The organism is Microbacterium sp. AG238, assembly GCF_003610405.1.
Classification (GTDB): domain Bacteria; phylum Actinomycetota; class Actinomycetes; order Actinomycetales; family Microbacteriaceae; genus Microbacterium.
This window is the reverse complement of record NZ_RAQC01000001.1, coordinates 79476-101428: the sequence shown is the minus strand read 5'-3', so window position 1 is coordinate 101428 and position 21953 is coordinate 79476. Positions and strand designations below refer to the sequence as shown.

The window sequence follows — 21953 nt, the reverse complement described above, 5'->3', positions numbered from 1 at the left end:
TGACAGCGGAGCGATGATCAGTCGATGGGTCGCGGATCCGCCGAGCGGATGTCCTCTCCTGTGCGCATCGTGACGAAACCGGCGTAGCCGTCGGCCGCGGCGCGCTCCAGAAGCGCCTTGAGGTTCTTCGGGCGCTGCTCGAGACGCACCCGCGCACCGCTGGCGACGAGGTGCGCCTTCGCGGCGAGCAGCTCGGGCAGCGGAACATCGCGATCGTGAACGAGCACGAGACCGTCTCGGCCGTCGCCCGCGCCCGCGCCCAGCAGGTCGACGAGACGCTCGAACCCGAGCGAGAAGCCCACGGCGGGCACCTCCGCCCCCAGGAACCGGCCGATCATGCCGTCGTAGCGACCGCCCCCACCGAGCGAGTACGACACCGATGGGTGCGCGAGCTCGAAGATCGTGCCCGTGTAGTAGCCCATGCCGCGCACGAGGAACGGATCGAAGACGAGCGGAACGTCGTCCGTTCCACCGCGCGCCGCGCGCACGGCCTCTCCGATGCCCACGAGGTGCGCGATCACGTCGTCGCCCACGCCCTCCGGAAGGCGCGCTCGGATGCCGTCGGCGTCATACCCCGCGGCATCCGTCTGCGGGCGACGGAGGAACGCCTCGAAGGCGTCTGCGGCTGCCGGGGTCGCACCTCGCTCACGCAACTCCGCCACGACGCCGTCGGCACCGAGCTTGTCGAGCTTGTCGATCGTGATGAGCACGCCGGGACGCTCGGACTCGGCGAACCCGAACGTGGCGAGCATCGCGTCGAGCGCCCGCCGGTCGTTGATGCGTATCGTTGCTCCGGCCAGTCCGAGAGCCTCGAGCGCGTCGAGGCTCGCCGTCATCAGCTCGGCCTCCGCACGCGGGCTCGCGTCTCCGATGATGTCGATGTCGCACTGCACGAACTGCCGGTAGCGACCCTTCTGCGGCCGCTCGGCGCGCCATACCGGCGCGATCTGGATCGCGCGGAACACCGTGGGAAGTTCGGCGCGGTGCGAAGCGTAAAACCGGGCGAGCGGCACGGTGAGGTCGTAGCGGAGACCGAGGTCGGTCAGCGACGCGGGGTCGTCGGCTGCGGCGCGGATGCCGTCGGCGTGGAGCCCTCGCGCCAGGACGTTGTAGGCGAGCTTCTCGTTGTCGCCGCCGATGCCGGCGTGCAGGCGGTCGTACTCCTCCATGACGGGCGTTTCGATCTCGTCGAAGCCGTGGGCGCGGTAGCGCTGACGGACGACGGCGAGGACGCGCTCGCGGCGGGCTTTGTCGGCGGGGAGGAAGTCGCGCATGCCGCGCGGCGGATTCACGGTGGGCACCGGCCTATTATTCCAGGTCGGCGGAGCCGCGACCGGCGCCCTCCGCGTCGCGGATCTCGCCATCGAGCGCGCGCAGTCGTTCGCGCAGAGCCCGCTCGGCGTCCCAGCCCTGGGCGCGGGCGTGCGAGACGAGTGCGAGGAGCGCGTCGCCGAGTTCGGCCTCGTCGGCGGGTGGTTCCGCGCGGAGCACCGGTGCCGCCGACAGGATGGACGCCGACTTGGCGAGCACCTTCTGGGCCAGAGCGAGTGTCGGCATGTGGACGGACACTCCGTCGAGGACGCTCGAGCGCGTGCGCTTCTCGGCCGCCTTCGCCGCGTTCCAGAGCACCAGCACCTGCTCGGGCGTCTCGGCCGTCTCGTCGGCGAAGACATGAGGATGCCGACGCACCATCTTCTCCGTGAGGCCGCGCGCGACGTCGTCGATGTCGAAGGGGTCGGATGCCGAGCGTGATGCGATCTCGGAGTGGAACAGCACCTGCCACAGGAGGTCGCCGAGCTCCTCGCGCAGATCGTCCGCGGTGCCGGCCTCGACGGCATCCACGACCTCCGCCGACTCCTCGATCAGATAGGGCACGAGGTCACGGTGGGAGATTTGCGCCGTCCACACGCATCGGTCGCGCACAGCGCGCATCGTGTCGGCCGCATCGCGCAACGGATCGGACATCGGACTCCTTCGGACGGGAGTCCCAGGCTAGTCCGCCGTAACACAACGGGGTCGGGCGGCCCGTGTGTGACCACCGTGTCAATCGCACCTCCCCGGTGCCAGTAATTTGGAGGCATGCGCGAGCTGACCCGAACCGAAGCGATCGATCTCGTCGGCCGATACGAGGCCGAGCAGGAGATTCCCGAGGCGATGCGCTCCGACGTGCGGATGCTCGGTTCGATGCTCGGGCAGGTGCTGCGCGAGAGCGGCTCCCCGGGGCTCTTCGACGACGTCGAGCGGCTGCGGGGCGCCACGATCCAGGCCTACACAGACGACTCCCCCGAGGCGTTCGAGCGAGCAGCTGCGATCGCCGAGTCGTTCAGCGTCTCCCGCGCAGACGAGGTCGCGCGGGCGTTCACCGTGTACTTCCACCTGGTGAACCTCGCCGAGGAACACCAGCGCGTGCGTCTGCTGCGCGAGCGCGCCGGCGTCTCCGACCAGGACAGCGCGGGCGACTCGATCCCCGCCGCGTACGCGCAGCTGTCGTCCGAGGTCGGCGAAGACGAGGCAGCCCGCCGCCTGCGAGAACTGCGCTTCCACCCCGTCTTCACCGCTCACCCGACCGAGGCGCGTCGCCGCGCGGTGTCGCAGAGCATCCGGCGCCTCGTCAGCCTCCTCGAGACGCTCGAGAACTCCGCCGCGGGCGGCGCCGAACACCGCCGCGCCCGCCGGCGCATGCTCGAGGAGATCGACACGCTCTGGCGAACCTCGCCGCTTCGTGCCGAGAAGCCGACGCCGACCGACGAGGTGCGCGCGGTCATGGCTGTGTTCGACGACACCCTCTACACCACCATCCCGCTGGTCTACCGCCGCCTCGACGACGCACTTCAGGGCGAGGTCGCGGGAAGCCGTCCCCCCGTGGTGTCGCCGTTCGTGCGCCTGGGCACCTGGGTCGGCGGCGACCGTGACGGCAATCCCTTCGTCACAGCATCGGTCACGAAGAAGGCTGCGGGCATCGCGGCCGAACACGTGCTACTCGGACTCGAACGGAGCACCGAGCGCGTCGGCCGCGGGCTGACGATGTCGGGCGAGACCACGCCGCCGAGCAGCGCGCTGCGCGCACTCTGGGACCGACTCGCCGCATCCGACGACGACGGCGCCGCCGACGCCGTCAAGCGCGCACCGGGCGAGCACCACAAGCGGGTCATGATGCTGCTCGCGCGCCGCATCCGGGCCACGCGGGCTCGCGACGCGGATCTCGCCTACAGCGACCCGGAGGAGTTCCTCGCAGATCTGCGCGTGGTGCAGAGCTCGCTCGACCAGGCAGGTGCCAAGCGCCAGGCCTTCGGCGCGCTCCAGCAGCTCATCTGGGCCGTCGAGACCTTCGGCTTCCACCTCGCCGAGCTCGAGGTCCGCCAGCACTCCGCCGTTCACGCGAAGGTGCTCGCCGAGTGTGAAGCGGGCGGCGAGCTGAGCGACCTCGCGGTCGAGGTGCTCGAGGTGTTCCGCACCATCTCGCAGGTGCAGAAGCGGTTCGGGCCGCGAGCCGCCGGACGCTACATCGTGTCGTTCACGCAGTCCGCAGACGATCTCGCGAACGTCCACGCGCTCGCCCGGCACGCCGTCGGCCCCGACGGGACCCCGCCGGTACTCGATGTCATCCCGCTGTTCGAGACGTTCGCCGACCTGCAGGCGGCCCCCGGCATCCTGGCGGAGATCGTCGATCACCCGGCATTCGCCGCGCGCCTCGAGGCGACGGGCCGTCGCCTCGAGGTCATGCTCGGCTACTCCGACTCGTCGAAGGACGTCGGACCGGTGGCGGCCAACCTCGCCCTCTACGAGGCACAGGCACGCATCGCCGCGTGGGCACAGGAGCAGCACATCGAGCTGACCCTGTTCCACGGGCGCGGCGGCGCGCTCGGCCGCGGCGGCGGGCCCGCCAACTCCGCGATCCTCGCGCAGCCGCCGCACTCGGTCGACGGCCGGTTCAAGCTCACCGAGCAGGGTGAAGTCATCTTCGCCCGCTACGGCGACCCCGACATCGCCCTCCGGCACATCGATCAGGTCGCGGCCGCAATCCTGCTCGCCTCGGCACCCTCCATCGAAGAGCGCAACAGCCGTGCCGCCGAACGCTACGCCGATGTGGCGGCGACAATGGACACCGCCTCGCGCGAGCGCTTCTTCTCGCTCGTGAAGGCGCCCGGGTTCGCACCCTGGTTCGCCGCTGTGACGCCGATGGAGGAGATCGGACTGCTCGCCCTGGGCTCGCGCCCGGCGCGTCGCGGTCTGTCGGTCGAGTCGCTCGAGGACCTGCGCGCGATCCCGTGGGTGTTCGCCTGGACGCAAGCGCGTATCAACCTGGCCGGCTGGTTCGGGCTCGGAACCGCGCTCGAGGCCGTCGGCGACGAAGCGCTGCTGCGCGAGGCATACGAGCAGTGGCCGCTCCTGCGCACGGTCATCGACAACGTGGCGATGAGTCTCGCGAAGGCCGACCCCCGCATGGCGCGTCGCCACCTCGCGCTCGCCGACCGCGACGACCTCGCTCAGCTCGTCGTCGACGAGATGCTGCTCACCCGCGACTGGGTCGTACGCATCGCCGGTGGCGACGGTCTACTCGCCAACAAGCCCGTGCTCCAGCGTGCCGTGAAGATGCGCAGCCCGTACGTCGACGCGCTCTCGCTGCTCCAGCTGCGTGCTCTGCGCGTGCTGCGGTCGACGGAGCACGACGCCCCCACCCCGCCCGAATGGCAGCGGCTGCTGCTGCTCACCGTCAACGGCGTCGCAGCGGGTCTCCAGAACACCGGGTGACCACGCCGGCGGTGATCGCGATCGCCGCCCCGCACCACCGCATCGTCCGATCGTCACATGGCCGAGGCGGCCCCGGCGCGCCCGCTAGCGTGGTTCGGGTCCCGCCCGCTCGGCCAGAAAGCTCCACCATGACCGAACACCACGCTCCCCTGCCCTCCCCCGTTCAGCCGGTGTTCGACACCGTCCTCCAGCGCAATCCGCACGAGCCCGAGTTCCAGCAGGCCGTTCACGAGGTGCTCGAGGCGATCGCGCCGGTCGTGGACGCCCAGCCCGAGCTCGCGCGCGACGGCATCCTCGAGCGACTGGTCGAACCCGAGCGGCAGATCATGTTCCGCGTGCCGTGGCTCGACGACGCCGGCACCGTTCGTGTCAATCGCGGCTATCGCGTGCAGTTCTCCTCGGTGCTCGGACCGTACAAGGGCGGACTGCGCTTCCACCCGACCGTGAACCTGTCGATCGTGAAGTTCCTCGGCTTCGAGCAGATCTTCAAGAACGCCCTCACCGGTCAGGGCATCGGCGGCGCCAAGGGCGGGAGCGACTTCGACCCGCACGGCCGGTCGGATGCCGAGATCATGCGCTTCTGTCAGTCCTTCATGAACGAGCTCTACCGGCACCTCGGCGAACACACGGACGTCCCCGCCGGCGACATCGGCGTCGGTGCGCGCGAGATCGGCTACCTCTTCGGTCAGTACCGCAAGATCACCAACCGCCACGAGTCGGGCATGTTCACCGGCAAGGGCGTGCAGTGGGGCGGCGCGGAGGTCCGCACGGAGGCGACCGGCTACGGCGCCGTCTTCTTCGCGCAGGAGATGCTCGCCGTCGAGGGCGACTCCCTCGGCGGCAAGCGCGTCGCCGTCTCGGGCTCGGGCAACGTCGCGACCTATGCGATCGAGAAGGCGTACCAGCTCGGCGCAACCCCGATCACGGCGTCCGACTCCTCGGGCACGATCGTCGACGAGGACGGGATCGACCTCGCCGTGCTCAAGCAGGTCAAGGAGATCGACCGCCGGCGCATCTCGGCGTATCTGGATCACCGCCCCGGCGCGACCTTCGTCGACGGGGGCCGCCCGTGGGGCACCGCGGTCGATGTCGCGATCCCCTCCGCGACCCAGAACGAGCTCGACGGCCACGATGCGCGCTCGCTCATCGACGGGGGCGTCCGTGTCGTGGTCGAGGGCGCCAACATGCCCTCGACGCCCGAAGCGGTCGACGCGTTCCGTGCGGCCGGCGTGCTGTTCGGTCCCGGTAAGGCGGCGAACGCGGGCGGCGTGGCGACATCCGCCCTCGAGATGAGCCAGAACGCATCACGTCAGCGCTGGGGCTTCGCCGACAGCGAGAACAAGCTGCGCGAGATCATGAAGAACGTTCACGACGCCGCGTTCGCCGCTGCCGAGCGGTACGGCCACCCGGGCGATTACGTCGTCGGGGCGAACGCCGCCGGTTTCGAGCGCGTCGCACGTGCGATGCTCGCTCAGGGAGTCATCTGACGCCGCCGGGGGCCCGCGCGGCGTGCGAGCGGGGTTAGGCTTTCACCCCGTGCCTGCCGATCCCTCCTCCCCCACGGACCCCGCGCTCACGCGTACCGGAGCGCGCCCGGCAACCGTGTCGATGCTCACCCTGTCGACCTTCGTCATCGGCTCGATGGTGGGAGCGGGGGTGTTCTCGCTCCCCGCCGGGTTCGCGGCCGAGACCGGAGTCGCCGGGACGCTCGTCGCATGGGCGGTCGCGGGCGGGGGCATGCTCGCGCTCGCCTTCGCGTTCCAGCTGCTCGCCAATCGCAGGCCGGATCTCGACGCGGGCGTCTACAGCTACGCACGAGCAGGCTTCGGCCGTTATCTCGGATACTTCTCGGCCTTCGGATACTGGGCCAGTGCGTGCGCGGGCAACGTCTTCTACTGGGTGTTCATCACCTCGACCCTGGGCGCGGTCTTCCCCGCCCTCGGCGCGGGTGACACGATCGCCGCCGTGGCGGTGTCGTCAGCCGGGCTCTGGCTCTTCTTCATCCTGATCCGCCGGGGCGTCCGCTCCGCTGCTGCGGTGAACCGCGTCGTCAGCATCGCCAAGACGCTCCCGATCGTCGTGTTCGTCGTCCTCTGCGCGACGGTCTTCGATCCCGCGGTGTTCGCCGCGAACTGGGCGGGACCGGCGGGAGCCCCCCTGTGGGACCAGATCCGCGCCACGATGCTCGTCACCGTCTTCGTCTTCATCGGCCTCGAAGGGGCCAGCGTCAACTCTCGCCACGCCCGCTCGCGGCGCGACGTCGGACGCGCCACGCTCCTCGGCTTCCTCAGCGTCCTCGCGGTCTTCGCCTCAGTGACGATCGTCTCGTTCGGGGTGCTGCCGCGTGAGCAGATCGCGGCGCTCGCGGAGCCGTCTCTGGGCGGAGTCCTGGAGACGATCGTGGGACCTGCGGGGGCGGTGTTCATCGGCGCCTCGCTCATCGTCGCTGTGCTCGGCGCCTATCTCTCGTGGACGCTCATGGCGGCCGAGGTCCTCCTGGAGGCCTCGCGGTCCGGCGATCTGCCGGCGTTCCTCTCGCGCACCAACGCCGAGGACACCCCGGTCGGTGCGCTCATGCTGTCGACGACGCTGGTGCAGGTGCTGCTGGTGGTCGTCCTGTTCGCCGAGAACGCCTTCTCGGTGGCACTCGACCTGACGAGCGTGCTCGTGCTGATCCCGTTCGTCCTCTCCGCGGGCTACGCACTGAAGCTCACGCTCACGGGCGAGACGTACCGCCCGGGCGAGCGGGCGCGCGTGCGCGACCTGCTCGTCGCCGTCATCGCGACGGGTTACACGATCTTCCTTCTGATCGCGGCCGGCGCGCACTACCTGTTGCTGTCGCTGCTGATCATCGTGCCCGGGACCGCGTTGTTCGCTGCCGCCCGCCGACGCGCGGGGGCACGCGTGTTCACGCGGGCCGAATGGGTCGTTTTCGCGGCCGCGGTCGCCGGTGCTGTGGCTGCCGTCGTGCTGCTCGCGTCGGGCCGGATCAGCATCTGACCCGGCCCGAAGGTCAGGATGTCGCGGACGATGCGGCCGGCGCAGCGACGGGGAAGAGCTGCTCGAGCAGCTGCCCCGTCCACGCGATCAGGTCGGCGTCGCTGAGCGCAGCGCCACCCGCGGTCGGCAGCGGAACCACGAGGGCCTCGCCGCCGGCGAGCAGCTTGGCCTTGGGGTACAGGCGCTGCAGCCGGATGCGCATCGATTCGGGCAGGCGCGCCGGCGCGACCCGCAGATTGGGCCCCATCGCGACGACGTCGGTGAGGCCCGATTGGGCAGCCCGTCGACGCAGACGGGCGACCGCCAGCAGGCCCTCCACTTCCGCGGGCGGACGGCCGTACCGGTCGGTGAGCTCCTCGACGACGAGATCGATCGCGTCGTCCTTGGCGCTGACGGCTGCCGCCGCCGACAGCTTCTGGTAGGCCTCCAGTCGCAGCCGCTCGCTGTCGATGTAGTCCTCGGGGATGCGCGCCGCCACGGGCAGCTCGAGCCGCAGCTCTGCTGGGCCGTCGACCTCCTCGCCGCGGAAGGCCGAGACGGCCTCGCCGATCATGCGCAGGTAGAGGTCGAATCCGACCCCGGCGATGTGCCCCGCCTGCTCGGCCCCCAGGAGGTTTCCGGCGCCGCGGAGCTCGAGGTCCTTCAACGCCACCTGCATACCCGAGCCGAGGTCGTTGTTGACGGCGATCGTCTCGAGACGATCCGCGGCGGTCTCGCTCAGCGGCTTGTTCTCGTCGTACAGGAAGTACGCGTACGCCCGCTCGCGCCCGCGTCCGACGCGGCCGCGCAGCTGGTGCAGCTGACTCAGACCGTACTTGTCGGCGCGGTCGATGATGATCGTGTTGGCGTTGGAGATGTCGAGCCCGGTCTCGACGATCGTCGTCGAGACGAGGACGTCGGCGCGACGCTCCCAGAAATCGTCGACGACTTGTTCGAGCTGGTGCTCGCCCATCTGGCCGTGCGCGACCGCGATACGCGCCTCCGGCACGAGCTCGCCGAGCTGCGCCGCGACGCGCTGAATCGACTGCACGCGGTTGTGCACGAAGAACACCTGGCCTTCGCGCAGGAGCTCGCGTCGGATGGCGGCGGCGATCTGCTTGTCGCTGCGAGGGCCGACATAGGTGAGGATCGGATGCCGCTCCTCCGGCGGTGTCGCGAGGGTCGACATCTCTCGGATGCCGGTGACGGCCATCTCGAGTGTGCGCGGAATCGGCGTCGCGCTCATCGCGAGGATGTCGACGCCCGTCTTCAGCTTCTTCAGCGAGTCCTTGTGCTCGACGCCGAACCGCTGCTCCTCGTCGATGATGAGCAGGCCGAGGTCTTTGAAGGCGACCTTCTCCGTCAGGATGCGGTGCGTGCCGATGACCATGTCGACGGTGCCGTCGGCGAGTCCCTCGACCGTCTCTCGTGCCTGCTTGGGCGTCTGGAACCTCGACAGCGGCCGCACCTTGACGGGGAAGCCCGCGAACCGCTCGGTGAACGTCTCGAGATGCTGCTTCGCGAGGAGCGTGGTCGGGACGAGCATCGCGACCTGCTTGCCCTCCTGGATCGCCTTGAACGCGGCGCGGACGGCGACCTCGGTCTTGCCGAACCCGACATCGCCCGAGAGCAGACGGTCCATCGGGATCGGCTTCTCCATGTCGGCCTTGATCTCGTCGATCGTCTGCAGCTGATCCGGCGTCTCTGCGAACGGGAAAGCCTCTTCGAGCTCGCGCTGCCAGGGCGTGTCGGGTCCGAACGCGTGACCCTTCGACGCCATGCGCGCCGAGTAGAGCTTGACGAGCTCGACGGCGATGTCGCGGACGGCCTTGCGCGCCTTGCCCTTCGCCGCGGCCCAGTCGCTGCCGCCCATCTTCGAGAGCACCGGTGCCTCGCCGCCGACGTAGCGTGAGAGCTGATCGAGCTGGTCGGTGGGCACGAAGAGCTTGTCGCCGGGGTAGCCGCGCTTCGCGGGCGCGTACTCAAGCACGAGGTACTCGCGCTGCGTCTTGACCGGGTTGCGCCCGCCGCTCGACACCTCACGCTGCACGAGCTCGACGAACTTGCCGATGCCGTGGGTGGAATGGACGACGACATCGCCGGGCTTGAGCTGGAGCGGGTCGACGACGTTGCGTCGCCGCGTCGCGAGCTTCTTCACGACGCGGCCGTCGCTGCCGATCGTGCGACCGTAGAACTCGCTCTCGGTCAGGACGGCGAGCTTCGCCTCGTCCGACTCGAAACCGCGCTCGAGCGAGGCCACGACGCAGACCGCGACGGCCTCCTCGTCGAGTTCGGCGACCCCATCGCTCGTGCGCGCTGCGATACCCCGCTCCGCCAGCACGTCGCGGGCGCGATCGACGAGACCGGGACCGGAGGCGCACACCACGACGCGCCAGCCGCGCGCCAACAGGTCTCCGATGTGGGCGGTGGCGCCGTCGACGTTGCCCTGGAACGACGGCACCGCGCTGCCGACGATGCGCAGGTCGTGGCCGGTGTCGGTCAGCCCTTCGTCAGCGGCATCCGCGGCGCCCGAATCGAACGCGCTGAGCGTCCACCACACACCGGAGCGCTCACGCATCGCCTCACGCAGTGCGGGAAGGGTGAGGAAGTCGCCCGAGCCGAGGTCGACGGGGCTGTCGGCCCCGGCCGTCGCCGCGCTCCACGCGGCCTCGAGGAACTCGCGATTGGTCTCGCCGAGGGTGCGTGCGCGGGTACGCGATCGCTCGGGATCGACGAGAGCGATCGCGGAATCGCGGGGCAGATAGTCGACGATCGGCACGACGCCTTCCGCCAGCGCGGGCAGGAGAGACTCCATGCCCTCGACGGGGATGCCCTGCGACATCTTCTCGAGCATGCCCGTCAGACTCGGGAAGGTCGGCGCCATCGCCGCTGCCCGCTCCCGCACGGCGGGTGTCAGCAGCAGTTCGCGCGCCGGAAGCAGCTCGGCCTTCTCGACCTCGCCCGGAAGCGAGCGTTGATCGGCGATCGAGAAGGCGCGGATCTGATCGATCTCGTCGCCGAAGAAGTCGATGCGCAGCGGGTGATCGGCTTCGGCCGGGAAGACGTCGAGGATGCCGCCGCGCACCGCGAACTCGCCGCGTCGCGAGACCATGTCGACCCGATGATAGGCAAGTTCGACGAGCCGGCGGACGACCTGTTCGAGGTCGCTTCCGCGCGTGCCGACGGACAGCGTCACCGGCTCGGCGTCGGTCAGGCCAGCGGCGAGCGGTTGCAGCGCCGCGCGCACGGATGCCGTGATGATCAGCGGGGTGCGGCCGTCGTGCGCGGCCGCGCGGCGGAGCACGGCCAGGCGGCGGCCGACGGTCTCGGGGCTCGGGCTCAGACGCTCGTGCGGCAGGGTCTCCCACGCGGGGAAGTGGACGATCTCGGCCTCGGGCACGAGGCACTGCAACGCCGCACCGAGCGTCTCGGCCCGGCGGCCCGTGGGCGTGACGGCGAGGACGACGGCGGGACGTCCGTCGCGACGGCGCTGTTCGAGCAGCGCCGCGAGGAGCGGGGCGTCGAGGCCGTCGGCGAGCGAGTAGTCGACGCTGCCGAAGGCGCCTGATGTCACCGCCTCCCGGAAGGAGTCAGCCTGCGAAAGGGCGCGCACGATCCCGGGAACTGTCACCACAGAAGCCTACCGCCGGCCGCCGACACGGGCGCCTCGCCGTCCTCCGACAGCGCGGTCAGCGCGGTGCGTGGAAGCGCTGCTGAGCGGCGAGCAGGCCGTCGCCGACGACCGTCTCGACCGCGTCGGCCGCATCCGACACGAGGATGCCGAGCGTCTTGCGCTCGGTAGCGGAGAACGGGTCGAGGACCCAGTCGGCCGGATCCTGGACACCCGGGGGCCGGCCGATCCCGACGCGGACACGCGCGAACTCGGGGGTGCCGAGGGCCTTGGCGATATCACGCACGCCGTTGTGCCCGCCGTGCCCCCCGCCGGTCTTGAGCTTGATGGTGTCGAAGGGGATGTCGAGCTCGTCGTGGACGACGACGACGTGATCCGGATCGACGCCGTAGAACGACGCCAGGGCCGCCGCGGGGCCACCCGAGACGTTCATGAACGTCTTCGGCTTGGCCAGCACCATCTTGGCCGCGCCGGGACGGAGCCACGACTCCGCAGCCCAAGCGTTGGCCTTGTGCGCGCGCAGCGTCTCGCCCCGCCGGCTCGCGAGTTCGTCGATGACCATCTGACCGATGTTGTGCCGGGTCGCCTCGTAACGCGGCCCCGGGTTGCCGAGACCGATGATGAGCCAGGTGTCCGCCATGGCGCGCCTTTCGAACGACGGAGCCCGTCCTCACGAGGTGAGAACGGGCTCCGCACGGATGAGTCTTACTCGGACTTCGCGTCGCCCTCGGCCTCGTCCGACTGCTCGGTCGCGGTCGCCTCATCGGCGGCCTCGATCGCGTCGGCGGCGGCGTTCGTCGAAGCAGGAACCGACACGGCGACGACGAGCGTCTCGGGGTCGGTGATCAGCGCGGCGCCGCGGGGCAGGTTCAGGTCGGCAGCGGTGATGCGCGCGCCGTCCTCGAGGCCCTCGACGTCCACCTCGACGGTCTGCGGGATGTGAGTCGCCTCGACCTCGAGCGTGATCGACGACGCATCCTGCGTCGCGATGGTGCCCGAGAAGGGCTCGCCCGTGACGACGACAGGAACGTCGACCTGGACCTTCTCGCCCTTGTTCACGACGAGGAGGTCGATGTGCTCGATGATCTGGCGCACGGGGTCGCGCTGGACGTCCTTGACGAGGACCAGCTGCTCCTTGCCGTCGATCGTCAGCTCGATCACCGCGTTGGCGCGGCGGACCAGCAGCAGCATCTGGTGGCCCGGCAGGGCGACGTGCACGGGGTCGGTGCCGTGGCCGTAGATGACGGCGGGGATCTGGCCAGCGGCACGCAGACGGCGGGCGAAGCCCTTGCCGAAGTTGGTGCGCGTCTCTGCAACGACCTTGGTGTCGGTCTCGGTGGACATGCGTTTCTCCTTGTGGGCCCGAGGGCCGGCTCAGCGGTATGCGGGTTCGACGCGAACGCGAGCGCGTGGAGAGGAAACGTCCTGCACACACCCTCGTCGATCACGGATCCCGGTTCCCGCACAGCGGGCACGCGGCATCCCTCGCCGAAGTACACCCCCACTCTACCAGCGCTGGGTAGGGTGGATGAGACGTCGCCTACGCCCGGAGGAAAAATGGATTACGGCTGGTTCTCACACGTGCTTCTGTGGGTCATCGGTGCGATGACGCTCGGCTCGATCGTCTCCGTCAGCCTCGCGCTGTTCTCGATGGGCCGGCAGGGCTACCGCAAGGGCTGACCCGTCTGCCCCGCGGGCCAGACCGCGACGACGACCTTCCCGGATGCCTCCGAGTCCTTCGCCGTCGCGAACGCCTCGACGATGTCGTCGGCGTCCACGACGTGGGTGATCACCTGTTCGATCTCGGGGCGCTCATCGAGCAGCCGGACGGCCTCGTCGATCTCATCCTTGAATCGGAATGTGCCGACGTAGACCACTTCCTTGGAGATGAACGGCGCCAAGTTGACCGGTCGCGGTTCGTTGGGAACCATGCCCACCTGCACGACGCGCCCGGCCGGGCGCACCGCGCGCAGCGCCGCGGACACCGACGCCGCGACTCCCGAGCACTCCAGCACGACGTCGTAGGCGTCGGCCGGCGGCTGCTCGCTCGTCACGTCGAACGTCGTCGTCGCACCGAGTCGTCGTGCCCGCTCGAGGGGCCCGGCTAGCACGTCGGTGGCGTGCACCTCCCCCGCGCCGGCGGCGATCGCTGCGGCCACCGCAAGCAGTCCGATCGGACCGGCTCCGGTCACGAGCACACGCGCCCCCGCGACATCGCCCGCTTTGCCGAGCCCGTGCAGAGCCACCGCGAGCGGCTCCGCCAGCACGGCGCGACGGATCGGCAGGGACGTCGGCAGCGGTCGCACCATGGCGCGATCGGCGACGATCAGCTCGGCGAGCGCGCCCTGCGTGTGCGGCGTCGTCGAGGCGCTGCCGAGGTAGGCGCCGCCCGGCCAGAGGTGGGGATCGTCCGCGATCGCCTCGGCCTTTCGGCCGAAGGTGGCGGGGTGAAGTGTCACCGGCGTGCCGGACTCCCACTCACCCGAGGGGTCGAGGTCGATCCGGCCGCTGAGCTCGTGACCCGGGATGAGCGGCTCCCGCACGACGAACGCGCCGTTGGCGCCCTCGTAGTAATAGTGGAGGTCCGACCCGCAGATTCCGATGTAGTCGACACGGATACGAACCTCCCCCGGGCCGGGGACGGGCTCGGCGACATCGGAGATCTCGATGTGCTGCTTGCCGTGGATGTGTGCTGCGCGCATGGTGGTCCTTCCGGTCAGACGACGGCGGTCATGCCGCCGTCGACGAAGATGTTCTGTCCCGACACGAAGCTCGAAGCGTTCGAGCAGAGGAAGAGCAGGGCTCCGTCGAGCTCCCTGAAGTCGCCCCAGCGCTGTGCCGGCGTGCGCTGCGTGAGCCACGCGCTGAAGTCGGCGTCGTCGACGAGCGCGCGATTCATCTCGGTCGCGAAGTAGCCGGGCGACAGCGCGTTGACCTGCACGTTGTGACGGGCGAGGTCGGCCGCCATCCCCTTCGTGAGCTGCGCGACCGCCCCCTTGGTCGCGGAGTACGGTGCGATCGTCTGTCGCGCCAGCGCCGACTGCACCGAGGCGATGTTGACGATCTTGCCCGACCCGCGCTCGACCATCCCCGGCGCCACGAAACGCGCGACGTAGAACACGCCGCTGAGGTTGGCGGCGACGATCTCGTCCCAGTCGGACACGGCGAACTCCGCGAACGGAGCGCGCCGCTGGATCCCGGCGTTGTTCACGAGGATGTCGGGCACCCCGACCTCGGCGACGATCGCCGCGACGCCCGCCTCGACGGCCGCGGCATCCGTGACATCGAAGACCGCTGACACCGGTGCGGGCGATCCCGCCTCGGCGGCTTCGCGCCGCGTGCGCTCGACCGCCTCGGCGTCACGCCCGTGCACGACGACTCGGGCGCCTTCACGGGCCAGGGCGAGCGCGAGGGAACGCCCCAGCCCTCGCGACGAGCCCGTCACGAGGGCGACGCGCCCGGTCACATCGAACAGAGAGGACATCGGAACTCCTTGTCGTCCGGAAGGGAAGCAGTCGTCGGCGAAGTCAGATGAGCGACGCGAGCCCGAACAGACCGAGCACCAGGACGAACGCGGTCACGGATTCGATGGCCTGCTGCACGGTCCACGTCTTCAGGGTGGTCTTCACGTCCATGCCCATGAGGCGACCGACGAGCCAGAAGCCCGAGTCGTTGACGTGCCCGGCGAACACCGAGCCGGCCGCGGTGGCCAGCACGATCGCGGCCACCTGGAGCGGGTTGAAGTCGCCTGCGACGACAGCCGGCGCGGCGAGGCCCGCGGCAGTGACGAGCGCGACGGTGGCGGAGCCCTGCGCGAGACGGATGATGACCGCGATGACGTAGGCCGCGACGATGATCGGCAGGCCCAGGTCGGACAGCGTGTCGGCGAGCGCGTCACCGATTCCGGAGGCACGAAGGACTCCGCCGAACATTCCGCCGGCACCCGTGATGAGGATGACCGAGGCGACGGGGCCGAGGGCCGAGTCGACGACCTTCTCGAGCGCGGTGCCGTTCTCGCCGCGACGCGTGCCCAGGACGAAGGTGGCCACGATCACCGTGATGAGCAGAGCCACGAAGGAGTTGCCGAGGAGCACCAGGACCTGGACCCAGAGGTCGTCGGTCGAGACGATGCCCTCGGTCGCGAGCGTGGTCAGTCCGGTGTTCATGAAGATCAGGAGCATCGGAAGCAGCAGGAGCAGGATCACGGTGAGCGGACGCGGCGGGTTCGCGGGCTGATCGTCGTCCCTCTCTCCGAACAGCGCGGGCACGGGCAGCGGGATCCGAGCGGCGATGAACTTGCCCCAGAGGTAGCCCGAGACGTACCAGACGGGGAAGACGATGACGAGGCCGAGAAGCAGGACGAGACCGAGGTTCGCACCGTAGGCCTCGGTCGCGGTGACCGGTCCGGGGTGCGGCGGCAGGAAGACGTGCATGACCGAGAACGCCGCGGCGGCGGGGATGCCGAACAGCAGGACGTTCGCCTTCGAGACGCGACGCGCGATCGCGAAGATGATCGGGAGCATCATGACGAGCCCCGCGTCGAAGAACATCGGGAAGCCGAGGATGAGCGAGGCGATGCCGAGCGCGAACGGAGCGCGCTTCTCACCGAAGACCTCGACGAACTTGTCGGCGAGCGATTTCGCACCGCCGGAGTGCTCGATGAGCCGGCCGAGCATGGCGCCGAGGGCGACGAGCAGGGCGACCCCGGCGAGTGTCCCGCCGAAGCCGTCGGTGAGCGTCTTCGCGATCGCCGAGACCGGCACCTGCGCGACGAACGCGGTGAGCAGCGAGACGATGATCAGCGTCAGGAAGGCGTGCACCTTGCAGACGATGATCAGGAACAGGATCAGGGCGATCGCGCCGACTGCGATGAGCAGCAGCGGTCCGGCACCCAGCGTCTGGGTCCAGTCTTCCATCGGTATCTCCGTTGATGTCGGGAAGCGGACGCCCCGGGGCTGAACCCCGCGGATCGTCCCGCGTTAGTATTCGAGCTGCCCCGTGCCACGGCAGCGGAGCAGAGCGATCCTCGCACAATGATCGTATCTTTTACAACCACTGATCGTATTTTTCGGAGGCGTCATGGCGCAGGCATCCCACGGGTCCGTGCTCGACGCGCTCGGCCTCCGCATCGCATCGGGCGAGCTCGCGCCCGGATCGGTGTGCACCCTGGCCGACCTCGAGGCCGAGTTCGGTGTCTCTCGCACGGTCATCCGCGAAGCGGTTCGCGTGCTCGAAGCGATGGGAATGCTCTCCTCGCGCCGCCGGGTCGGTCTCACCGTGACGCCGACGAACGAATGGAGCGCGCTCGACACCCGCCTCATCGGCTGGCAGCTCGCCTCGCCCCGACGCGATCACCAGATCGTCGTGGTCAACGAGCTGCGCTCCGCGGTCGAGCCGATCGCCGCACGACTGGCCGCCCAGCGCGGCACCGACGTGCAGCGGTCCGAACTCCTGCGCCTCGCTGCGCGGCTGGAGGAGCTGGGTCGGAGCGGCGAGGGCGCATCGCCCGAGTACCTCGAGGTCGACATCCAGTTCCACGACCTCATCCTCGACATGAGCGGCAACCTCATGCTCGCCGCGAACAAGGCGGCGATCGCCGCGGTGATCGCGGGGCGATCAGACGTGGGACTCACTCCTGCCGTCCCGTACGAAGAGGCTCTCAACAACCACGTGCAGACAGCCGCGGCGATCGCGCGCGGCGACGCCGACGGCGCGGAACGCCACACCCGCGGCTACGTCGACGCCGTCCTCAGCGAGGTGCGGGCGCTGGTGTGACCAGCCCGTCGGGCCGACCGCCGCGAAGCGCCGTCAGAAGCGCATCGATCGACTGATCCGTCATCCGTTGCACCGCACCGCTCGTGTGTCCTCCCGCGTGCGGCGTCGCCACCACGCCCGGGTGCCCCACGAGTGGCGAGCTGGAGGGCGGCTCCGTCTCGTAGACGTCGATCGCGACGCCGTGGAGACGACCGTCGTCGAGCGCGCGGCGTGCCGCAGTCTCGTCGAGAAGTCCGCCCCGAGCGGTGTTGACGACGATCGCGCCGGCGGGCAGCAGCGCCAGCCTCCGCTCGTCGAGCAGATGCCGGGTCTCGGGCAGCAGCGGCACATGGAGGCTGACCACGTCGCTGCGCCTGCACAGCTCGTCGATGTCGACCCGCTCGACCCCGGCCTGCGCGAACGCCTCATCGGGAAGCATCGGGTCGAACACGATCACCCTCATCCCGAGGGCCCGGGCGCGTTCGGCGACGAGCCGGCCGATCGCGCCGAAACCGACGACCCCGGCGGTCGCGCCCGTGAGCTCCTTGCCTTCGAGGCGCGGCCACTCCCCCGCGCGCACGGCTTCGTCGAGTCTCGAGATGCGCCGCGCGGCGGCCAGGATGAGACCGACCGCGAGCTCGGCGACCGCGATCGCGTTCGCACCCGGGGTCCGCGTCACGACGACACCTCGCGAGGCCGCGGCGTCCAAGTCGACCCGGTCCACCCCGACGCCGTAGCGGGCGAGCACGCGCAAGCGGGGCGCGGCCGCGAAGACGGTCTCGTCGTAGTCGTCGAGCCCGGCGATGATGCCGTCGACGTCGGCGACGAGCGGCACGAGCTCGGCCGGAGTCAGCGGCCGCCCGTGCGGGTTGAGGATCACCTCGTCGACCACCTCACGGAGACGGCCCAGCGATGCGCCGTGCGGGTCACGGCACAGCGAGGTCGGCGTCACCAGCACCTTCATCGTGCCGCCCCCTGCGAGCCGGGCACGGTGCGCTGGTACTGATCGAGATAGCGGGCGAACCCCTCGTCGTAGCGATCGCGGTGCTGCTCGCGGGGAGTGATCGTGCGGACCTCGACGTCGTCGAAGGCGGGATGCCGCAGGTCGAGGCCGCTCGCCAGCATCCCCATGCGCACCGCCCCGACGATCGAGGTGTGCTGCTGCGCCGACACCTCCATCTCGACCCCGAAGACATCGGCGGTCAGCTGCGTCCAGAACGGCGACGACAGGACTCCCCCGGAGAGGATGATCCGGCGCGGCGTGCCACCGAGCGCCGTGAGCTCCTTGTAGCAGTGGTAGAGCGAGTAGACGATGCCCTCGAGCACCGACTGGTACATGTCCACGCGCGAGTGCGCCGGCGCGAGATCGACGAATCCGCCCCTGCGCTGATCCTGCCAGCCCGGGCTCCGCTCGCCGAACAGGAAGGGCAGGAAGACGGGGAGGTCGACGCGGTCGGTCGAGAGCGACGGCTCGATGTCGAGGTAATCCGTCGACGCCCCGAAGAGTCGGTCTCGCGCCCAGTCGACGCAGTTGCCGCATCCTGAGGTCGCGGCACCGCTCAGGGCCCCGAGCGGCGAACGGTACGACCAGGTGCTGAGGGTGGGCGAGAACGCCGGGTGGCGCGACGCGACGCGGAGAGCACCGCTCGTCCCCATCGAGAAGGTCATCTCGCCGGGCTCGGTAGCGAGGTCGCCGATCTGGTTCAAGCCACCGTCCGGACCGGGCGTCAGCACCGGGGTGCCCGCGACGAGCCCGAGGAGAACCGCGGCCTCTGTCGACAGCGGGGCCGTCGCGGTCGTCGAGTGCAGCTCGGGCAGCCGCACTCGGCCGAGGTCGAACCGGTCGATGACCTCGCGGTCCCACGTCGCGTCCGTGGCCGAGAGCAGGCCGCTGCCGGAGGCCAGCGAGTCGTTCGTCCAGATCTCACCCGTCATCCGGGCGAAGATGAGGCTGGCCTGGTCGAGGGCGAGGAGGCCGTCGATGTCGAGTCCCTGCGCCCGCAGGTGCTGGAGCTTGAACACGGGGTAGATCGCGTTCACCATGCAGCCGGTGCGCTCGTAGAACCACCACGTGAAATCGTCGTCGGCACGCAGGGCGGCGCTGAGATCCTGCGCTCCGGTGTACGGCCACTCCATCACCGGCGTGACTGCGGAGAGGTCGCCGGAGCGCAGCGTCAGGCCGTGCCACGTGCCGCTGAGCACGATGAGGTCGATCCGTTGCCCCGCCGCGGCTTCGCGGCCGAGGGCCATGAGCTGGATGTAGATCGCGTCCCCGTCGCGGACCGCGGAATCGGGTCCGTCGACTTCGAACCGGCGACTGCGGACGGCGACGGCACCGGTGTCCGTGTCGAAGAGCATGGTCTTCGCCGAGGTGGTGCTGGCTTCGAGAGCGAGGATCTTCATAGGGGCCCATCTTCGGGTGTCCGGCGGGCGGCAGCGTCGCCGAGTCCCAATGATATGATCATTCGGCCGACGATGGACACCCCGAGGAGAAACATCATGGTCGCTGTTCTCGATCAGATCGCCCGCCACCGCCTCGTTCCGGTCGTCGTCGCCGATTCCGTCGACCAGGGCGTCTTCATCGCCGATGCCCTCGCCGAGGGCGGACTGCCCGTGGCCGAGATCACCTTCCGCACCCCCGCAGCGCCGGCGGCCATCGAGGCCATCGCCGAACGGGGCGACATGATCGTCGGAGCGGGCACGATCGTCTCGCCCGCGCAGGTCGACGTGGCGGTCGCCGCGGGAGCCCGCTTCCTCGTCTCGCCCGGGTTCCACCCGGCCGTCGCCGACCGAGCCGCCGCGCTCGGGGTGCCGCTCGTTCCGGGGGCCGTGAGCGCGAGCGAGATCATGGCGGCGCTCGCCGCCGGCATCAGCACCGTGAAGTTCTTCCCCGCCGAGACATCGGGCGGTCTGCCCGCACTCCGCGCGCTCGCAGGCCCCTTCGGAGATCTGCGATTCGTGCCGACCGGCGGAATCGACGCGACGAACCTCGACGCCTACCTCGCGCACCCGCAGGTCACCGCCGTCGGCGGCTCGTGGATGCTGCCGCGGTCGGCCGTCGAAGCTCGCGATGCCGCCACCATCATCCGAGCGACATCCGACGCCGTCACACGTGTCGCGGCCTTCTCGCAAGCCGCTCCGGCCGGCCTGCCGAACGGATAAAGTGGCGAGAGAGCCGGGCTCTCTCGCAGTCTGGCCATTCCACCCGCACGCGAACCTGGAGCTACGCATGGCGTCGACCCCCTCACCGACAGGACCCTCGACCGATCAGGATCAGGCGCCGCACGAAGCGGCCACGGTCCACGAGGGCGCCCCGCGTCCCGAGGAAGTCGACCGACCGACCCCCGACGAGAGCAGCGCTCCCGCCGAGGCGGGCTCCGGCTCCGCGAACATCGGTGTCGTCGGGCTGGCGGTCATGGGCTCGAACCTCGCCCGCAACCTCGCGAGCCGCGAAGGCAACACGGTCGCCGTGTTCAACCGGTCGCGCTCGAAGACCGACGAGCTCGTCGAGACCCACCCCGAGGCGGGCTTCATCCCCGCGTTCTCGTACGAGGAGTTCGCAGCGAACCTGCAGAAGCCCCGCACCGCGATCATCATGGTCAAGGCCGGTCGGCCCACCGACGCCGTGATCGACGAGCTCATGCGGGTGTTCGAGCCGGGCGACATCATCGTCGACGGCGGCAACTCGCTGTTCACCGACACCATCCGTCGCGAGAAGGCCGTCCGCGAGGCCGGCTTCAACTTCGTCGGCATGGGCGTCTCCGGCGGCGAGGAGGGCGCTCTGCTCGGTCCCTCTCTCATGCCCGGCGGCCCCGACGAGTCGTGGGTGACCCTCGGCCCGATCCTGAAGTCGATCGCCGCCGTCGCCGAGGGCGAGCCCTGCGTGACGCACGTCGGCCACGACGGCGCGGGCCACTTCGTGAAGATGGTGCACAACGGCATCGAGTACGCCGACATGCAGCTCATCGCCGAGGCCTACGATCTCGTCCGCCGAGGCACGGGCAAGTCGCCCGCCGAGATCGCCGACATCTTCGCCGAGTGGAACCGCGGCGAGCTCGAGTCGTACCTCATCGAGATCACCGCCGAGGTGCTGCGTCAGACGGATGCCGCGACGGGTCGGCCGCTCGTCGACGTGATCGTCGACCAGGCGGGCGCCAAGGGCACCGGAGCGTGGACCGTGCAGACCGCGCTCGATCTGGGCGTTCCCGTCTCGGGAATCGCGGAGGCCGTCTTCGCGCGGTCGCTGTCGAGCCACCGTGAGCAGCGCGACGTCTCGGGCTCGCTGCCCGGCCCCGACGACGCCTCCTTCACGGTCGACGACGCGGACGCCTTCATCGAGCAGGTGCGCCTGGCGCTCTACGCCTCGAAGATCGTCGCGTACTCGCAGGGCTTCGACGAGATCCGGGCTGGAGCGGGCCAGTACGGCTGGAACATCGACCTCGGCGCCGTGTCGAAGATCTGGCGCGGCGGCTGCATCATCCGCGCGCAGTTCCTCAACCGCATCGCCGACGCATACGCGACCGGTGACGAGCTCCCCGTCCTGCTGACCGCGCCCTACTTCGTCGAGGCCCTCGGCCGCGCCCAGGAGGCCTGGCGCCACGTCGTGCAGGCCGCGGCCGGCGCCGGCATCCCGGCCCCCGCCTTCAGCTCGTCGCTGTCGTACTACGACGGCCTGCGTGCGGAGCGCCTGCCGGCCGCTCTCATCCAGGGCCAGCGCGACTTCTTCGGTGCGCACACCTACAAGCGCATCGACAAGGACGGCACCTTCCACACCCTGTGGTCGGGCGACCGCTCCGAGGTCGAGGCCGAAGACACGCACTGACCTCAGCGCACCGAT

17 protein-coding genes are annotated in these 21953 nt (G+C 70.0%); 7 read left to right on the top strand and 10 right to left on the bottom strand.

Annotated elements, in window-relative coordinates; all coding sequences use genetic code 11:
* Window positions 1-17: 17 nt before the first annotated feature.
* A complete protein-coding gene (gene hisS / locus DEU36_RS00385; RefSeq protein WP_220700916.1) occupies window positions 18-1274 on the bottom strand; it encodes a histidine--tRNA ligase in 1257 nt (418 codons plus the stop codon).
* 34 nt (window positions 1275-1308) lie between these two features.
* A complete protein-coding gene (locus DEU36_RS00380; RefSeq protein ID WP_120262432.1) occupies window positions 1309-1965 on the bottom strand; it encodes a MazG family protein in 657 nt (218 codons plus the stop codon).
* Between the two features lie 114 nt (window positions 1966-2079).
* Here DEU36_RS00380 and DEU36_RS00375 point away from each other — a divergent pair, with 114 nt between their 5' ends.
* The 3 genes from DEU36_RS00375 to DEU36_RS00365 all read left to right on the top strand — a co-directional run bounded on the left by DEU36_RS00375 (window position 2080) and on the right by DEU36_RS00365 (window position 7752).
* The gene (locus tag DEU36_RS00375) at window positions 2080-4752 is read left to right on the top strand and encodes a phosphoenolpyruvate carboxylase (RefSeq protein ID WP_120262431.1); all 2673 of its coding nucleotides are present in this window, start codon (window positions 2080-2082) and stop codon (window positions 4750-4752) included.
* A gap of 128 nt (window positions 4753-4880) precedes the next feature.
* Complete coding sequence (gdhA, locus tag DEU36_RS00370; RefSeq protein WP_120262430.1) at window positions 4881-6239, top strand: NADP-specific glutamate dehydrogenase; 1359 nt, start codon at window positions 4881-4883, stop codon at window positions 6237-6239.
* 49 nt (window positions 6240-6288) lie between these two features.
* Entirely contained in the window at window positions 6289-7752 is a 1464-nt protein-coding gene (locus DEU36_RS00365) for a basic amino acid/polyamine antiporter (protein ID WP_259455155.1), read from the top strand.
* 13 nt (window positions 7753-7765) lie between these two features.
* On the opposite strand, the gene mfd is transcribed toward DEU36_RS00365, so the two are convergent.
* The 3 genes from mfd to DEU36_RS00350 all read right to left on the bottom strand — a co-directional run bounded on the left by mfd (window position 7766) and on the right by DEU36_RS00350 (window position 12706).
* Complete coding sequence (gene mfd / locus DEU36_RS00360; protein WP_183045256.1) at window positions 7766-11362, bottom strand: transcription-repair coupling factor; 3597 nt, start codon at window positions 11360-11362, stop codon at window positions 7766-7768.
* Between the two features lie 58 nt (window positions 11363-11420).
* Window positions 11421-12002, bottom strand: coding sequence for an aminoacyl-tRNA hydrolase (pth, locus tag DEU36_RS00355; RefSeq protein ID WP_120262429.1), 582 nt, complete (start codon window positions 12000-12002; stop codon window positions 11421-11423).
* A gap of 65 nt (window positions 12003-12067) precedes the next feature.
* Window positions 12068-12706, bottom strand: a complete 639-nt coding sequence (locus tag DEU36_RS00350) for a 50S ribosomal protein L25/general stress protein Ctc (RefSeq protein WP_120262428.1) — start codon at window positions 12704-12706, stop codon at window positions 12068-12070.
* A gap of 213 nt (window positions 12707-12919) precedes the next feature.
* Between DEU36_RS00350 and DEU36_RS16245 the strand changes: the two genes are divergently transcribed.
* The gene (locus DEU36_RS16245) at window positions 12920-13042 is read left to right on the top strand and encodes a hypothetical protein (RefSeq protein WP_259455154.1); all 123 of its coding nucleotides are present in this window, start codon (window positions 12920-12922) and stop codon (window positions 13040-13042) included.
* Here DEU36_RS16245 and DEU36_RS00345 read toward each other — a convergent pair.
* The 3 genes from DEU36_RS00345 to DEU36_RS00335 are packed head-to-tail and all read right to left on the bottom strand — an operon-like array spanning window position 13027 to window position 16278.
* Window positions 13027-14064 (bottom strand): zinc-binding dehydrogenase, encoded by a 1038-nt coding sequence (locus DEU36_RS00345; protein ID WP_120262427.1) that lies wholly within the window; start codon window positions 14062-14064, stop codon window positions 13027-13029. The genes DEU36_RS16245 and DEU36_RS00345 overlap by 16 nt on opposite strands.
* A gap of 14 nt (window positions 14065-14078) precedes the next feature.
* Window positions 14079-14846, bottom strand: a complete 768-nt coding sequence (locus DEU36_RS00340; protein ID WP_120262426.1) for an SDR family oxidoreductase — start codon at window positions 14844-14846, stop codon at window positions 14079-14081.
* Between the two features lie 43 nt (window positions 14847-14889).
* A complete protein-coding gene (locus tag DEU36_RS00335) occupies window positions 14890-16278 on the bottom strand; it encodes a GntP family permease (protein WP_120262425.1) in 1389 nt (462 codons plus the stop codon).
* 163 nt (window positions 16279-16441) lie between these two features.
* Here DEU36_RS00335 and DEU36_RS00330 point away from each other — a divergent pair, with 163 nt between their 5' ends.
* Window positions 16442-17137 (top strand): FadR/GntR family transcriptional regulator, encoded by a 696-nt coding sequence (locus DEU36_RS00330; protein WP_120262424.1) that lies wholly within the window; start codon window positions 16442-16444, stop codon window positions 17135-17137.
* On the opposite strand, the gene DEU36_RS00325 is transcribed toward DEU36_RS00330, so the two are convergent.
* Entirely contained in the window at window positions 17112-18080 is a 969-nt protein-coding gene (locus DEU36_RS00325) for a phosphoglycerate dehydrogenase (RefSeq protein ID WP_120262423.1), read from the bottom strand. The genes DEU36_RS00330 and DEU36_RS00325 overlap by 26 nt on opposite strands.
* A complete protein-coding gene (locus DEU36_RS00320; RefSeq protein ID WP_120262422.1) occupies window positions 18077-19519 on the bottom strand; it encodes a gluconokinase in 1443 nt (480 codons plus the stop codon). Before DEU36_RS00320 ends, DEU36_RS00325 begins: the two co-directional genes overlap by 4 nt.
* Before the next feature lie 96 nt (window positions 19520-19615).
* Here DEU36_RS00320 and eda point away from each other — a divergent pair, with 96 nt between their 5' ends.
* Together eda and gndA are read left to right on the top strand one after the other, a co-directional pair.
* Window positions 19616-20278 carry a bifunctional 4-hydroxy-2-oxoglutarate aldolase/2-dehydro-3-deoxy-phosphogluconate aldolase gene (gene eda / locus DEU36_RS00315; protein ID WP_120262421.1) on the top strand — a complete coding sequence of 221 codons (663 nt, stop codon included), beginning with the start codon at window positions 19616-19618 and terminating at the stop codon, window positions 20276-20278.
* A gap of 67 nt (window positions 20279-20345) precedes the next feature.
* Entirely contained in the window at window positions 20346-21938 is a 1593-nt protein-coding gene (gene gndA, locus DEU36_RS00310) for an NADP-dependent phosphogluconate dehydrogenase (RefSeq protein ID WP_120262420.1), read from the top strand.
* The last annotated feature ends 15 nt before the right edge of the window (window positions 21939-21953 follow it).